Source organism: Ferdinandcohnia sp. FSL W7-1320 (genome assembly GCF_038050315.1).
GTDB classification, from domain to species: domain Bacteria; phylum Bacillota; class Bacilli; order Bacillales; family Bacillaceae_L; genus Ferdinandcohnia; species Ferdinandcohnia aciditolerans.
Genome location: NZ_JBBPAM010000001.1, coordinates 3,264,473 through 3,280,056, shown reverse-complemented (window position 1 = coordinate 3,280,056; position 15,584 = coordinate 3,264,473). Strand labels below are relative to the sequence as shown.

The 15,584-nt window shown below is 37.2% G+C and carries 13 protein-coding genes; all 13 read left to right on the top strand.

Annotated elements, in window-relative coordinates:
• The first annotated feature begins 12 nt into the window (after positions 1–12).
• The 13 genes from NST91_RS16215 (at position 13) to murG (ending at position 15,576) form a co-directional block, all read left to right on the top strand.
• The gene (locus NST91_RS16215; protein ID WP_341331973.1) at positions 13–405 is read left to right on the top strand and encodes a DUF3397 domain-containing protein; all 393 of its coding nucleotides are present in this window, start codon (positions 13–15) and stop codon (positions 403–405) included.
• Positions 406–496: 91 nt separating this feature from the next.
• Complete coding sequence (bshC, locus tag NST91_RS16210) at positions 497–2,122, top strand: bacillithiol biosynthesis cysteine-adding enzyme BshC (RefSeq protein ID WP_341331972.1); 1,626 nt, start codon at positions 497–499, stop codon at positions 2,120–2,122.
• Between the two features lie 120 nt (positions 2,123–2,242).
• Positions 2,243–2,674: a division/cell wall cluster transcriptional repressor MraZ gene (gene mraZ / locus NST91_RS16205; RefSeq protein WP_121449086.1), complete on the top strand. Its 432-nt coding sequence runs from the start codon at positions 2,243–2,245 to the stop codon at positions 2,672–2,674.
• Positions 2,675–2,963: 289 nt separating this feature from the next.
• Positions 2,964–3,896 (top strand): 16S rRNA (cytosine(1402)-N(4))-methyltransferase RsmH, encoded by a 933-nt coding sequence (gene rsmH, locus NST91_RS16200; protein ID WP_341331971.1) that lies wholly within the window; start codon positions 2,964–2,966, stop codon positions 3,894–3,896.
• Between the two features lie 52 nt (positions 3,897–3,948).
• Positions 3,949–4,311, top strand: a complete 363-nt coding sequence (gene ftsL / locus NST91_RS16195; RefSeq protein WP_341331970.1) for a cell division protein FtsL — start codon at positions 3,949–3,951, stop codon at positions 4,309–4,311.
• A 2-nt stretch (positions 4,312–4,313) separates the two neighbouring features.
• Complete coding sequence (locus NST91_RS16190; protein WP_341331969.1) at positions 4,314–6,521, top strand: penicillin-binding protein; 2,208 nt, start codon at positions 4,314–4,316, stop codon at positions 6,519–6,521.
• 180 nt (positions 6,522–6,701) lie between these two features.
• Positions 6,702–8,657 (top strand): stage V sporulation protein D, encoded by a 1,956-nt coding sequence (locus tag NST91_RS16185; protein WP_341331968.1) that lies wholly within the window; start codon positions 6,702–6,704, stop codon positions 8,655–8,657.
• Between the two features lie 209 nt (positions 8,658–8,866).
• On the top strand, positions 8,867–10,330 hold the full coding sequence (locus NST91_RS16180; protein ID WP_341333548.1) for a UDP-N-acetylmuramoyl-L-alanyl-D-glutamate--2,6-diaminopimelate ligase: 1,464 nt from the start codon (positions 8,867–8,869) through the stop codon (positions 10,328–10,330).
• A complete protein-coding gene (locus tag NST91_RS16175; protein WP_341331967.1) occupies positions 10,331–10,777 on the top strand; it encodes a hypothetical protein in 447 nt (148 codons plus the stop codon).
• Between the two features lie 2 nt (positions 10,778–10,779).
• On the top strand, positions 10,780–11,754 hold the full coding sequence (gene mraY, locus NST91_RS16170; RefSeq protein ID WP_341331966.1) for a phospho-N-acetylmuramoyl-pentapeptide-transferase: 975 nt from the start codon (positions 10,780–10,782) through the stop codon (positions 11,752–11,754).
• Positions 11,755–13,104 carry a UDP-N-acetylmuramoyl-L-alanine--D-glutamate ligase gene (gene murD, locus NST91_RS16165; protein ID WP_341331965.1) on the top strand — a complete coding sequence of 450 codons (1,350 nt, stop codon included), beginning with the start codon at positions 11,755–11,757 and terminating at the stop codon, positions 13,102–13,104.
• Between the two features lie 174 nt (positions 13,105–13,278).
• Positions 13,279–14,379 (top strand): stage V sporulation protein E, encoded by a 1,101-nt coding sequence (gene spoVE / locus NST91_RS16160; RefSeq protein ID WP_304215876.1) that lies wholly within the window; start codon positions 13,279–13,281, stop codon positions 14,377–14,379.
• Positions 14,380–14,487: 108 nt separating this feature from the next.
• Positions 14,488–15,576: an undecaprenyldiphospho-muramoylpentapeptide beta-N-acetylglucosaminyltransferase gene (gene murG, locus NST91_RS16155; RefSeq protein ID WP_341331964.1), complete on the top strand. Its 1,089-nt coding sequence runs from the start codon at positions 14,488–14,490 to the stop codon at positions 15,574–15,576.
• Positions 15,577–15,584: the final 8 nt, after the last annotated feature.

Here is a 15,584-nt window from a genome sequence, read left to right as displayed (position 1 = left end):
GGGGGATAGGAAATGATAAATTTTTTTGCGGGTATTGCTGCGACATTTGTTACAGCTCCTGTGCTTGGCTTTATACTAATCTATTTTATTAGTAGATTTATAATGAAAAATAATAGAAAATCGTTTTTTCTTTCGGTAGATATTACAACCGTATTTTTTCTCATTGCAGTACATTATTTATTGCTCGTAATTGTTGGAAAAAGCATGCTTTGGCTAATCATCCTGGTCCTTGTTATTGCCATTTTGCTGACTGGTTTTGTAACCTGGAGAAAGAGTCATGAAATAGATACTGTGAAAGTAATTAAGAAATCATGGCGATTTGTTTTTCTTGCATCTACATTTGCTTATATTCTTTTGCTTTTAATCGGATTGGTTCAACGAATTTTCGTCACAACCATAAATTAATCCATCATGAGCGAATATTTTTGGTTTATAGAAAAAGCGTGCTATACTCATCTAAGATACATACTGGATAAGAAAGGAAGAACAAGAATTTATGGAGGTTTTGGATCTCTCTTTGCCATCATCAAATCGATTAGTCAATGACTATCTTTTAAATAAAATGGATATAGAGAAATTTTTCGATTATGATATACATTCTCCCCTTGTCTATGAGATAAGAAAAAAGGACATACAAAAAAGGCATTTTGAACGTGAAAAACTTGTTGAGCATTTGCTAACCTTTAATAAAAGATTCAATTATCATCAACACACGATCGAGAATATTAACAAGCTACTTGATCCAAGTAGTGTCGTGGTGATTGGTGGGCAACAAGCGGGTATTTTAACTGGGCCATTATATACGATCCATAAAATCGTATCTATTATAAAACTTGCAAAAGAGCAAGAGGAGAAATTAAATGTACCGGTTTTACCAGTGTTTTGGATTGCGGGAGAAGACCATGATTTTGCGGAGATCAATCATCTCTATGTAAATCTACAAAATGGTATTCGAAAAAGGACTGTTCCACAATATCACAATCGTAAAACAATGGTTTCATCGATTGAAATTGAACAAGCGGGATTTTTAGAATGGATTGAAGAAATCTTTGAGACATATGGTGAAACAAACTATACGAATCGTCTTCTGGACCGTTTAACTGGGTTTGTAGAAAACTCAAAAACATATGTTGATTTCTTTGTACACATTATTAATGATCTTTTTGGAGAAACCGGTCTTATCCTTGTTGATTCAGGATCAAAAGAACTTAGAACTATTCAATCACAATTCTTAAGAAAAATGGTTGAAAAAAATAGAGAACTCCATGATGGATTGTTGCTTCAGCAAGAGGTATTGTCATCTAATCAATACTCAAAAATGATTGAAATGAACGAGTCAAGTGCTAACCTTTTTTATACCCAAAATGATGAACGTATTTTACTTGAGTATAATGTGGAACATGATGTGTTTAGTGGGAAAAACAATGAATGTATACTTTGTGGAGACGAATTACTTGAAGTTGCGGAGAAACAACCAGAACTTCTAAGTAACAATGTAGTAACAAGACCAGTTATGCAGGAGTTCTTGTTCCCAACATTAGCTTTTATTTCCGGACCTGGCGAGGTTTCATACTGGGCCGAGTTAAAAAAAGTGTTTGCCGTCATGGAGATTCAGATGCCACCTGTTGTACCAAGACTCATGATGACAATTGTAGAAAGGGCGATCGAGTCTAATATCGAAGAAGTGGGATTAACAATTCCAGCTACCCTTTCCGGAGAACTTTCAAAAGTGAAACAGTCTTGGTTGGAACAACAAACAGCTGATGTGGACGGGATTATCCTAGATGCGAAAAAAGAAGTAGAGCAAATTCATAAGAAAATACGAAAAGTGGGGCTTGAAGTTGATTCAGGATTAGGGGATCTCCTCTTGAAAAATGCTCAAAATATTCAATCCCAGCTTGACTTCTTGAAGAACACTATAAACCGAAGTATTTTAAACCGTAATGAAATTGAATTGAATCGTTTTAACCGAATTGAAAAATCTCTTCTACCACTTGGCTCCCCACAGGAGAGAGTTTGGAATGTTTTTTATTATTTAAATAAATACGGAGACGATTTTATCCAAGATTTATTAGTACTTCCGTTTGAATTTAACGGAAAGCATAAGGTAGTAATAATGTAGAATATGACGAAAATCCTCGGAATTCCGGGGGTTTTTTTTATTTGGTAATTTTATATAAAAACCGGTGGTGGAAAGTGGGGGATTGTGGTAAGATAAAGTCAGAAAGTGGGGACAATGGATATGTTCATGGGAGAATACCATCATACTGTTGATACGAAAGGCCGAATGATTATACCTGCTAAGTTTCGAGAAAACCTAGGTGAAACATTTGTTTTAACTAGAGGTTTAGATCAGTGCTTATTCGGTTACCCACAATCAGAATGGAAAATACTTGAGGAAAAATTAAAAACACTCCCACTTACTAAAAAAGACGCCCGTGCGTTCACGCGTTTTTTCTTTTCTGGAGCCATTGAATGTGAACTTGATAAACAAGGAAGAGTAAATATTGCATCACCGTTAGTTTCATACGCTGGGCTTGAGAAGGAATGTGTAGTACTTGGAGTATCAAACCGTATTGAAATTTGGAGTAAGGAGAAGTGGGAAGAATATTTTGCTGCTTCCGAAGAATCTTTTTCTGATATAGCTGAAAATATGATCGGTTTTGATATATAACTTTATTCTGTCGGATTCACTTTTTTTATGGTGTGATGAATACTTTATGAGTATAATATTTTGGGAGGATTCAAACCCAGACTGAATAAAGTTATAGCCGCCGGCGGATTCCACGATTTTTCAAAGGTAGTTTTTTGAGAATAAGATTAAGACTCTGAACGCCACTTCCTGTGGCAACGTCTTAGTGACCCTCATCGTACTAAAAAATCGGGTGGCAAATAAGCCAAGGCGCATTTGAATGAACTCTTGTGTACAAAATAAGTGTATTACTGAAATAAGAGGTGCTAACATGTTCAAACACAAAACCGTTCTATTAGAAGAGGCTGCTGATGGATTGAAGATTCGTCCAGATGGAATATACGTAGACTGCACACTTGGTGGTGCAGGACATAGTTCATACATAGCTTCAAAACTTTCAAACAAGGGGAAGCTATATGCTTTTGATCAAGACGATATTGCAATTCAAAATGCAAAGGACAAGCTTGCGGAATATGGTGACATTGTTACCATCATCAAAAGTAATTTTGCCCACTTATCTGAGAAATTACATGAACAAGGTGTAACGGTTGTTGATGGAATTCTGTTTGATTTGGGAGTCTCATCACCACAATTAGACACACCGGAAAGAGGATTTAGCTATCACCACGATGCACCACTTGATATGAGAATGGACCAAAATGCAACTTTGTCGGCTTATGATATTGTCAACAATTGGTCGTATGAGCAAATGGTAAGAATCTTTTTTCAATACGGTGAAGAAAAGTTTTCAAAGCAAATTGCTAGAAAAATAGAGGCTGCAAGAGAAAAGAAACACATTGAAACAACTGGAGAATTGGTGGAGTTAATTAAAGAGGGAATTCCTGCTGCGGCTAGAAGGACCGGCGGACATCCAGCAAAAAGAATTTTCCAAGCGATTCGAATTGCAGTAAACGATGAATTAAAGGTATTTGAAGATGCTATTCACCAGTCAATTGAGCTTTTGGCAACAGGTGGGCGAGTCAGTGTCATAACCTTCCACTCACTGGAGGATCGGATTTGTAAGGTTGCCTTTAAAAAGGCAAGTGAAGGTCCACCTCTACCACCAGGAATTCCGATTATACCTGATGAATATAAACCTACATTAAAACTTATCACAAGAAAACCGATATTACCTACAGAGGAAGAATTAGAGGCAAACAAAAGAGCCCGTTCTGCAAAGTTGAGGATTGCAGAGAAACTTTGAGTTTCGCGGCTTCATTAATAATAAATAGAAGAGATACTTAAGGAGGGATATGATGGGTAATTTAGCATACAAAGTTAGACAAACAGAAAACTATCAACCAAATCAGACACCAAGAACACGACCGGAAAGAAGACAGAAATTTCGATTTTCATTAGGAGAAAAGTTATTAGGGATTATATTCTCTGTAGCTGTGGTATTCTGCGCAATTCATATCATATCTAACCAAGTATCTATCTACAATACAAATATCGAAATCCAACAAATCGAAGCATCAATTAATAAACAAACAAAAACAAACAGTGACCTTTATGTACAAGTTCAAGAACTAAGTGAATATGAGCGTTTATGGGAAAAAGCAAGAGAACTCGGACTTGTTTTAAATGAGAATAACGTTAAAGTGGTTCAAGGAAAATAATCATGAAAATAAAGGTTAAAAATAACAATATAAACAGAGGAGCAGCATTTATTAGTATAATATTTGCTTTGCTCTTTTTTACATTGATGGCAAGATTTGTGTATATCCAAGGTACGGGTAAGGTTGATGGTGTTGTATTAGCAGCTTTAGCAGAAGAAAAATATACAAAGCAAAGAGCAATTGAAGCAAAACGAGGAGCTATTTATGACCGCAACGGAAATCCAATTGCTGAGGACACTTCTTCATTTACAGTGGTTGCAATCCTCGATGAAGAACTAACAATAAATGAAGATGATCCTAAACATGTAGTAGATCCTGAAGAAACAGCAAGTAAACTCGCGCTGTTATTAAAAATGGATGAGAATGAAATATATAAAATTTTAACAAAGCCTGATAGAAAACAGGTTGAGTTTGGTACTAATGGTCGAGATATCAGTACCTCGCTTAAGCAAGAAATTGAATCATTAGAATTGCCTGGCATCGCTTTTAGAAGAGAATCAAAACGTTACTATCCCAATGGGACGTTTGCATCACATCTTGTTGGTTATGCCGCTAAAGTAACCGATAATGAAACAAAAAAAACGGATACAGTCGGGAAGATGGGGATTGAAAAAGACCTCGATAAATATCTTCGTGAAGAAGATGGTTATATGAAATTTCAAAGTGATACAAAAGGGTATAAGCTTCCGGACGCAAAAGAACAAATAGTTGCTCCCGATAATGGAAGTAATGTTTATTTAACGATTGACCAAACGATCCAAACATTCTTAGAGGACGCCATGAACACGGTTGTTAAGGAATATAAGCCTAAAAAAGTGATCGGTGTTGTTGCCAATCCAAAGACTGGTGAAATCTTGGCTATGTCAACAAGACCCAGCTTTGACCCTAATGTTAGAAATATCGAAAATTACTTGAATGATGTAATTGCCTACCCGTATGAACCAGGTTCAACAATGAAGATATTCACGTTAGCAGCAGCGATAGAAGAAGGAGTCTACAACGGGAATGCAAAATTCTCTTCCGGCAGCTACTCTGTGGGTGGAGAAACCATTCGTGACCATAACAGGGTAGGTTGGGGTTCAATTACCTATGACGAAGGTGTGCTAAAATCTTCGAACGTTTCATTTGCAAAAATTGCAAATGAGCAATTAGGTACGGATAAATTATTGGAGTATTTAGGTCGTTTTGGTCTTGATCGACCAACAGGGATTGATTTAGAGGGTGAAGTTGAGAATAAGATAAACTTTAAATGGGAGATCGACAAGGTATCAACAGCATTCGGACAAGCATCCTCTGTTACTCCAATACAGCAGGTTCAGGCCGCAACAGCCATAGCGAATGGCGGAAAGATGATGAAACCATATATTGTTGATAAAATTGTAGACCCTGATACGAATAAAACAATTGTAGACCATGAGCCAAAAGTAGCAGGTCAACCAGTGTCAGCTAAAACCGCTAAGCATGTGTTAGATTTGTTAGGTAAAGTGGTAACGGATGGAACGGGAAGACAATATAACTTAGAAGGTTACCAAGTGGCAGGGAAAACAGGTACTGCTGAAATTCCGAGTCCTCAGGGTGGGTATTTATATGGAAGAGGGAATTATATTTATTCGTTTCTTGGAATGGCCCCACTAGATAACCCGAAACTTGTGGTTTATGTAGCAGTTCAACAACCAGAGCTTAAGGATACCGACATTGGAAACGAACCAGTTGCACTTGTATTCAATCATGTTATGAAAAATAGCCTACAGTATTTAAATATTCAACCAACAGATGAAAGCACAGAAAATAATGTGCATGTAGATCAAGAAATAGTAACTGATTCTTATGCTGGAAAATCAAAAGTAGAGGCACTAGCAACAATTGAAAAGCAAAGCCTTAAAGCGACTGTGATTGGAAATGGAAAGAAGATCATTGCTCAAATCCCAAAACAAGGGGAGAAAGTTTTACCCAATGAACATATTTTCCTTCTTACCGACCAGGATGCAACCCTTCCGGACATGACAGGTTGGTCTTTACGGGATGTCATGATGTTAGCTGATTTAACAAATATCGAAGCATCTTATAGTGGTAATGGTTATGTTATCAAACAAAGCTTAGAGCCTGGATCCATCTTAAAAAATGGAGATAAGCTAACAGTAACCCTTGAAACACCATATGCATCGGGAGAAGATCCTGTTGAAGAAGAGAATAATGACAAGGAACAATAAAGGAACTGATTTTTCAGTTCCCTTTTTTTGTTCCATATTTATAGGTTTATCAACCTTCTGCTCCAGCGTATTTGATTTGTTCTATTCATTCCTGTACAAGCATATATTTAGACGAGCCTTGGATTTTAAAGTGATTTGCACTTTTTAGGGCGCTTACGTTTTAATAGGAGGTACAACAATATGCGTGTTTCGAACGTAACAGTACGAAGAAGGTTGTCAATAGTACTATTTATAGGGTTTTTATTATTTCTGATTATTGATGTTCGATTAGGGTATGTTCAATTTTTTGTAGGAGAAAAGCTAACTGCTCTCGCAAAAGATTCATGGAGCCGTGACATTCCGTTTGAGCCCGAGCGAGGGAAAATTCTCGATCGCAATGATGTAGTTCTCGCCACCAATCAAAGTGCTCCGACTGTTTTAGTTGTTCCTAGACAAATTGAAAACCCTGCTGAAGCAGCAGAAAAACTTGCTGCAGTATTAAATATGTCAAAAGAGAAAGCATTTAAAAAAATTACTCAAAATGAGTCTAAGGTATATATCAATCCTGAGGGCAGAAAAATCTCTCATGAAAAAGCAAATGAAGTCCGTGCTCTTGGGATAAAGGGTGTTTACATAGCAGAAGATTCGAAACGTCATTATCCTTTTGGTAGCTACCTTTCCCATGTATTAGGCTTTGCTGGTATCGATAACCAGGGGTTAACAGGACTAGAAAAAAGTTATGATGAAGAGTTAAAGGGTGAAAAAGGAAGTGTTCAGTTTTATTCTGATGCGAAAGGTAGAAGAATGCCAGATATCGCAGATGATTATACACCTCCGAAGGACGGTTTGGACTTGAGGCTAACGATTGATACGAAAATTCAAACCGTAATTGAAAGGGAACTTGATAATACCGAAGCACAATACAACCCAGATGGAATCATTGCGATTGCAATGAATCCAAATAATGGAGAAATATTAGGAATGTCTTCTAGACCTGATTTCGATCCAGCTAACTTTAGGAACGTCCCACAAGAAGTATATAACCGTAACCTCCCAGTTTGGAGTACGTATGAACCTGGTTCAACTTTTAAGATTATTACACTTGCGGCTTCCTTAGAAGAAGGAAAAGTCAACTTAGAGAATGATCATTTTACGGATCCTGGTTTTGCCAAAGTAGGGGGAGCAACCCTAAAGTGCTGGAAAAGGGGCGGACATGGGCATCAAACCTTCTTAGAGGTTGTACAAAACTCATGTAACCCAGGATTTGTAGAACTAGGCACTAGATTAGGAAAAGATACCTTATTTAAGTATATAAAGAATTTTGGATTTGGACAAAAGACTGGAATTGATCTCCAAGGAGAAGGGACAGGAATTTTATTTAAACCTGAAAATGTCGGTCCTGTCGAGTTGGCTACAACAGCATTCGGTCAAGGGGTAGCTGTAACACCGATTCAGCAGGTCACGGCTGTAGCCGCAGCTGTAAATGGAGGAACCTTGTATAAGCCATATGTGGCTAAAGAATGGGTGGACCCTATAACAGGCAAGGTTGTTAAACGAAATGAGCCTGAAGCCGTAAGGAGTGTCATTTCAGAAGAAACATCCAAACAGGTTCGTTTTGCACTAGAAAATGTTGTTGCCAAAGGTTCTGGTGGTGGAGCTTATGTGGATGGTTATCGTGTAGGTGGTAAAACAGGTACTGCCCAAAAATCGAAAAAAGGTGGAGGTTATTTACAAAATAACCACATCGTATCCTTTATTGGATTTGCACCGGCGGATGACCCACAAATAGTGGTATACATTGCCGTAGATAACCCAAAAGGAACTGTGCAATTCGGTGGAGTAGTAGCAGCGCCAATCGTTGGAAATATTATGCGTGAAAGCTTACCGTTGCTAGGTATTGAAAAGCGTGATAATCAAATTGAAAAAGAGATCAAATTGTGGACTGATAAAAAATATCTTGAAGTTCCTGATGTGATTGGGTTGACAAAACAAGAGCTTCAACAACAATTAATGAATATAAAACTGGATATTAGTGGAGAAGGAAATGTTGTCGTTGACCAAGCTCCAAATGCAGGGGAACGAGTTCAAGAAGGAACAACATTACGAATCCATCTCGGGGAAGCCGCGGATAAAAAAGAATCAAAAGATAAGAATTAAGTAGCCAAAGGATTCCCCTTTAGGCTTCTTTTTTCTGTAAAAAGGAATACCTTTAATATAGAGGAATAAAATTTTTTGTAAGGTGTCCTTTTGTTTAATGTCTAATAGGTAAATAGGGTACTAGACAACATCGTAAGTCTGGAGTAACATGTTAATCTGGTGCCGATTCGACAGAGTAAATCTTTCGAGGGGAAATGGTAAAATTCATGATGAGATTACAAGAATTGTTAGCTAACTTGCATGATTTTACGGAAAAAGGTAGCGCCAACCCACTTATCACATCTCTTGAAATGGATTCAAGGGCGGTAGGAAAGGGAAGTTTATTCTTTTGTGTAGAAGGTAGTACGTATGATGGCCATTTATTTGCAAAGCAAGCGGAAGACCAAGGTGCTGTTGCGATTATTGCCGAAAAAGATGTCCAGGTATCCATTCCGGTTATCAAGGTAAAGAATACCCGAAGAATAATGGCTGTGTTGGCTGACGCTTTTTACCATCACCCGACACATCAACTTCATTTAATTGGTGTTACTGGGACAAATGGTAAAACGTCAATAACTCACATAATTGAGGAGATTTTTAAAGAAGCAGGCCAGAAAATTGGTTTAATCGGAACCATGCATACCAAAATTGGTGAAAAAACCATTGAAATGAAAAATACAACACCAGAATCAGTCATGCTGCAAAAGTATTTTAATCAAATGGTTTCTGAGAAAATAAACACAGCAGTCATGGAGGTTTCCTCACACGCCCTAGATATTGGAAGGGTACATGGATGTGATTTTAATATTGCTGTTTTTTCTAATTTGACTCAGGATCATTTGGATTACCACCAGACAATCGATGAGTATCGAAGGGTAAAAGGTCTATTGTTTACTGGATTAGGTAATCGATTTGACAATGATAATCCAAAATTTGCTGTATTAAATAATGATGACCCTGCTTCACGGGTATATACAAGGTCTACTTCAGCGACCATCATCTCATATGGAATTCATCATTCAGCTGATATTATGGCTTCACATATTCACATGACCGCCTCAGGAACAGAGTTTACGCTAACAACACCGTTTGGTTCTTACGAATTAAAAACGAAATTAATTGGCATGTTTAGTGTTTATAATGTGTTGGCAGCAATCGCTACTTGTATCATTTCGAAAATACCTATTTCAACGATTATTTCTGCAGTTGAAAAGGTAAAAGGTGTTCCCGGACGTTTTGAAATTGTCAACCAAGGGCAAAATTTTACTGTGATTGTGGATTATGCCCATACACCTGATAGTCTTGAAAATGTTTTGAAAACAGTAAAGGAGTTTTCAAAAGGGAAAATCTTTGTCATTATTGGATGTGGTGGGGATCGTGATCGGTCAAAGCGCCCAATTATGGCTAGGATTGCTGCAAAATTTGCGGATATCCCTATTTTCACATCAGATAATCCTCGCTCAGAAGATCCTGTTCAAATCCTAAAGGAGATGGAAGTTGGAGTAATAGGAGAAACATATATCACAATTCCTGATCGTGAAAAAGCAATATTTTATGCTATATCAAATGCGGGTGAGAATGATATAATAATCATTGCTGGCAAAGGACACGAAACTTACCAAATTATTGGGAATGAAATTCATTCGTTTGATGACCGCCTTGTTGCAGCACGTGCAATTAAGGAGTTGAAATAATTGTTATCCAATCAGGATTTATGGATTCTTTTTCAGGAAGCATATGGATTAAAGAGTCAGGACTTTTATTTTGAAGAAGTAATTACTGATCCAAACATTATAACGAAAAAAGGGCTATATATTTCAATTGAACAAGAAAAAAGGGATGAATTATTAAAGCGTGCGCTTTATAATGGTGTGGTTGCAGCAGTTTGGCCCAAGGATGAGAAATTACCGGGATTTCTTCCCAATCATTTCCCTGTATTTGTAGTACCAGAACCATTTCCAGCACTGAAACAAATCCTAGAATTCTATCTAAAAAAAATCGAAGAAAATGGGTATGATCAAATGACAAAATTTAGACTATTTACACATGTAACGGAAGAAATGAAACAAAACAATCCCATAGTGGATGAAATAACAAAGCTTACAAAAAAAGTTGCATTGAATGAAGAAGGGAGGGGATAAGAATGATAGAAGAAGTAGTCATTTACTCAATTGCAATAGGGTTTATAATAAGTGTCATTCTTTCCCCTATTTTTATCCCTTTCTTACGTAGATTAAAATTTGGACAAAGTATACGTGAGGAAGGACCTAAATCCCATCAAAAAAAATCAGGAACACCTACAATGGGTGGTATCATTATTATGGTTTCCATCTTACTTACTACACTATTAGTGTCAAATCGATTAGGTGAACTTTCTGTTACTACATATTTGCTTTTGTTTGTAACACTAGGATATGGGGTACTGGGCTTTTTAGACGACTTTATCAAAGTGGTATTAAAAAGGAATCTCGGTTTGACTTCAAGACAGAAACTGTTTGGTCAAATCCTTATTGCTATCATTTTTTATTTTATTTTCAAACAAAATAATTTTTCAACTGCGATCTCAATACCGGGTACAGATTTTGAATTTGATTTGAAACTTCTTTATGTACTGCTGTTAATTGTATGGTTAGTAGGGTTCTCCAATGCAGTCAACTTAACAGATGGTTTGGATGGATTGGTATCTGGTACAGCGGCAATTGCTTTTGGAGCATTTGCGGTTTTAGCTTGGAATCAGGCACAATATGATGTTGCAATTTTCTGTGTAGCTGTAGTCGGTGCAGTTCTTGGATTCCTCGTATTTAATGCCAACCCTGCTAAGGTATTCATGGGAGATACAGGTTCACTTGCACTTGGTGGAGCAATTGCAACAGTTGCTATCATGCTAAAGCTTGAAATATTATTGATATTAATTGGTGGCGTATTTGTAATAGAGACATTGTCTGTTATTATTCAAGTCATTTCATTTAAAACAACGGGAAGACGTGTTTTTAGAATGAGTCCTTTGCATCACCATTATGAATTAGTAGGATGGTCAGAATGGCGAGTTGTAGTAACATTTTGGACTGTCGGATTATTGTGTGCCATTCTTGGAATCTATATTGAGGTGTGGATTTAATTGAAAAAATCAGAGAAGTTTACTAATAAACATATTTTAATACTTGGACTTGCCAAAAGCGGCTTTGCTGCAGCAAAAGTTCTTCATGAGGTTGGGGCTGTTCTAACGGTTAATGACCAAAAGCCGTATGAAGAAAATGAGGCTGCTCAGGAACTAGAAAAAATGGGAATAAAAGTAGTGTGTGGAGGTCATCCAATTGCCATTTTGGATGATCATTTTGACTTTATTATCAAAAATCCTGGTATTCCATATAGTAATCCTATTATTGATAAGGCAATCAAGAGAGGAATCCCTATTTTAACGGAAGTGGAGTTAGCATACCATATTACCCCAGCAGATTTTATCGGGATTACGGGATCTAATGGGAAAACAACGACCACCACATTGATTTATGAAATGCTCGAAAAAGGAGAAAAATCTCCATTAATTGCAGGAAATATTGGAACTGTTTCTTGCGAGGTTGCACAAGGGGCAACAAAAGAAAATATTATAGTGACTGAGCTTTCATCTTTTCAATTAATGGGAATTGCAGATTTTGCTCCTAGAATTGCAGTGCTGTTAAATATTTTTGATGCCCATCTTGATTACCATGGAACAAAGGAAGAGTACATCAAAGCAAAGGCGAGAATTTTTGAAAATCAAACAGAAGCTGATTATTGTGTCATCAATATAGATGACAAAGATGTCATGTTTGCAGCCGAAAATGTTAGAAGTAAGAGAGTTCAATTTTCAACCACGAAAATATTACAAGAAGGCGCGTATATAAAAGATCAGGCGATTTATTTTAATGATGAGAAAATCATTGAAATTAAAGATATTGTTTTACCAGGTGTTCATAATCTCGAAAATATCTTGGCTGCAGTTGCGGTTGCTAAGCTCGTATCAACACCTAATCGTGCCATTAACGAGGTTTTAACAAGCTTTACAGGTGTTAAACACCGCCTCCAGTATGTAACTACTGTTGAAAATCGCAAATTTTATAATGATTCAAAAGCGACAAATATTCTTGCTACAAAGAAGGCGATTTCTGCCTTTGAGCAGCCAGTAATTTTGTTGGCAGGTGGACTAGACCGTGGAAATGAATTTGATGAACTTGTAGATGAACTAACACGTGTGAAAGCGTTGGTTCTATTTGGTCAAACAGCTAAAAAGCTTGAAAGAGCTGGCCAACTTGCTGGAATAGAAATCGTAAAAACTGTCGATAATGTTGAAGCAGCGGTAAAAGTAGCTTATGATCTTTCAAATGAGGGTGATGTCATCTTATTATCACCTGCATGTGCTAGCTGGGATCAACATAAAACATTTGAAGAAAGAGGAGACATTTTTATAAACGCCGTGCATAAGCTTTAGTAAGGGCTTGGACAATCTAGATTAATCTAGCTCCAGCGCCTAGCCCCTCGAGGTTATAAGCCAAATCACTCCAGAAATCAGGATTTCCTGCGTGATTCGTCTTATGCTTGTCGGGGCTAATCAAGGCGCTTGCGCTTTTTCCTTGCTCTGAATCTAGAATGTAGAGGTGTTTTGATTGTGACCCAGAGAACGACCCCGGATATCATTTTAATTATTACAACACTTACACTTTTAGCAGTTGGATTAATTATGGTGTACAGTGCCAGTGCAATATGGGCTACATATAAATTCGATGATTCGTTTTTCTTTGCTAAAAGACAATTATTATTTGCAAGTGTTGGTGTCATTGCGATGTTTTTCATCATGAATGTAGACTATTGGACTTGGAGAACCTGGGCAAAAGTGCTAATCATAATTTGTTTTGTTTTATTGGTTGCTGTACTAATCCCTGGAATTGGAATGGAGCGCAATGGTTCTCAAAGTTGGATTGGCGTTGGAGCATTTTCAATTCAACCATCAGAATTTATGAAATTAGCAATGATTGCGTTTTTGGCAAAATTTCTATCTGAGAATCAAAAGAAAATTACTTCCTTTAAAAAAGGTTTAATGCCATCACTGGGGCTTGTTTTTCTGGCTTTTGGTATGATTATGCTACAGCCTGATTTAGGAACGGGAACAGTAATGGTTGGAACATGTGTTGTGATGATCTATGTTGCGGGGGCAAGAATCTCCCATTTTGTAGGACTGGGCTTAATTGGAGTAGCGGGGTTTGTTGCCTTAATTTTATCGGCTCCATATCGAATAAAAAGGATTACATCCTTTTTAGACCCATGGGAAGACCCATTAGGTACTGGGTTTCAAATCATTCAATCTCTTTATGCAATTGGACCTGGAGGCTTATTCGGTTTAGGCTTGGGGCAAAGTCGACAGAAATTTTTCTACTTGCCAGAACCTCAGACTGACTTCATTTTTGCCATTCTGGCAGAAGAGTTAGGCTTTATCGGTGGTTCGTTTGTCATCATATTATTTAGTATTCTACTTTGGAGAGGCGTACGGATTGCTTTAGGTGCACCTGATTTATATGGAAGTTTCCTAGGAATCGGAATAATTGGAATGATTGCGATTCAAGTAATAATAAATATCGGAGTTGTAACTGGTCTCATGCCAGTAACGGGAATAACACTTCCCTTCTTAAGCTATGGAGGGTCTTCGTTAACCTTAATGCTGATGGCAGTCGGCGTCCTTTTAAATATTAGTAGGTATTCAAGGTATTAACCCAAAACATATGAATATATGTTATACTTAGAAAAGAGATTAACCCTGTTTACTTGAACAGGGTTAATCTAATTTTACGATAAACTTCCAAAAACGGGAGGAGTTTCCTTGAAAATAGTTGTTAGTGGTGGTGGAACAGGAGGGCATATTTATCCTGCGCTTGCCTTAATTAAAGAGATAAAAAAACTTAATCCTTCAGCCGAATTTCTCTATATTGGCACAGAAAAAGGGTTGGAAAGCAATATTGTAACACGTGAGGGGATCCCATTTAAAACAATCCATATCACTGGGTTCAAACGAAAGCTTTCTTTTGAAAATATTAAAACTATTACTCGGTTCCTAAAAGGTGTCCAAGATAGTAAGAAGTTTATAAAAGAATTTAAACCAGATGTTGTAATAGGTACAGGCGGTTATGTTTGTGGACCTGTTGTTTACGCAGCATCAAAATTACATATACCAACAATCATTCATGAACAAAATAGCATACCAGGCCTTACAAATAAATTTTTAAGCCGATATGTTGACAAAGTGGCAATCTGCTTTGAAGAAGCAGGTCAATTTTTCCCTAAAGAAAAAGTAATCCTTACAGGAAACCCTAGGGCGTCTGAGGTAATTGATAAAGATGGAAGTAAAGGGAGAGAATCTGTTGGTCTGAATAGTTCCCAAAAATCTGTTTTACTAGTTGGTGGAAGTAGAGGTGCCAAGCCGCTTAACGATGCATTTTTGAGTGCTTTATCTGAAGTAAAGGAAAAGAATTATCAATTTATCTATGTTACAGGTGAGGTTCATTATGAAAATGTACTTAATCGGGTAAAAGCGGTTGGAAATCCAGATAATGTAATCATCAAACCGTTTATTCACAATATGCCAGATGTTCTAGCAGGTGTTAACCTCGTTGTAGCTAGAGCAGGTGCGACAACCTTAGCTGAACTAACTGCATTAGGACTACCAAGCATTTTAGTACCAAGCCCATATGTAACAAATAACCATCAAGAGAAAAATGCAAGATCCCTAAGCGATAAGGGGGCAGCCATTTTGAGACTTGAAAGAGACCTTACAGGTTCTCAGTTAATTAAGGACATTGACTCAATTCTTTTAAACCCCATAAAACTTGAGGAAATGAAAAAAGCTTCTTCAGAAATTGGGATACCAGATGCTGCAAGTCGTCTTTACAATGTAATGAATGATCTAATTTAGGCGAATGT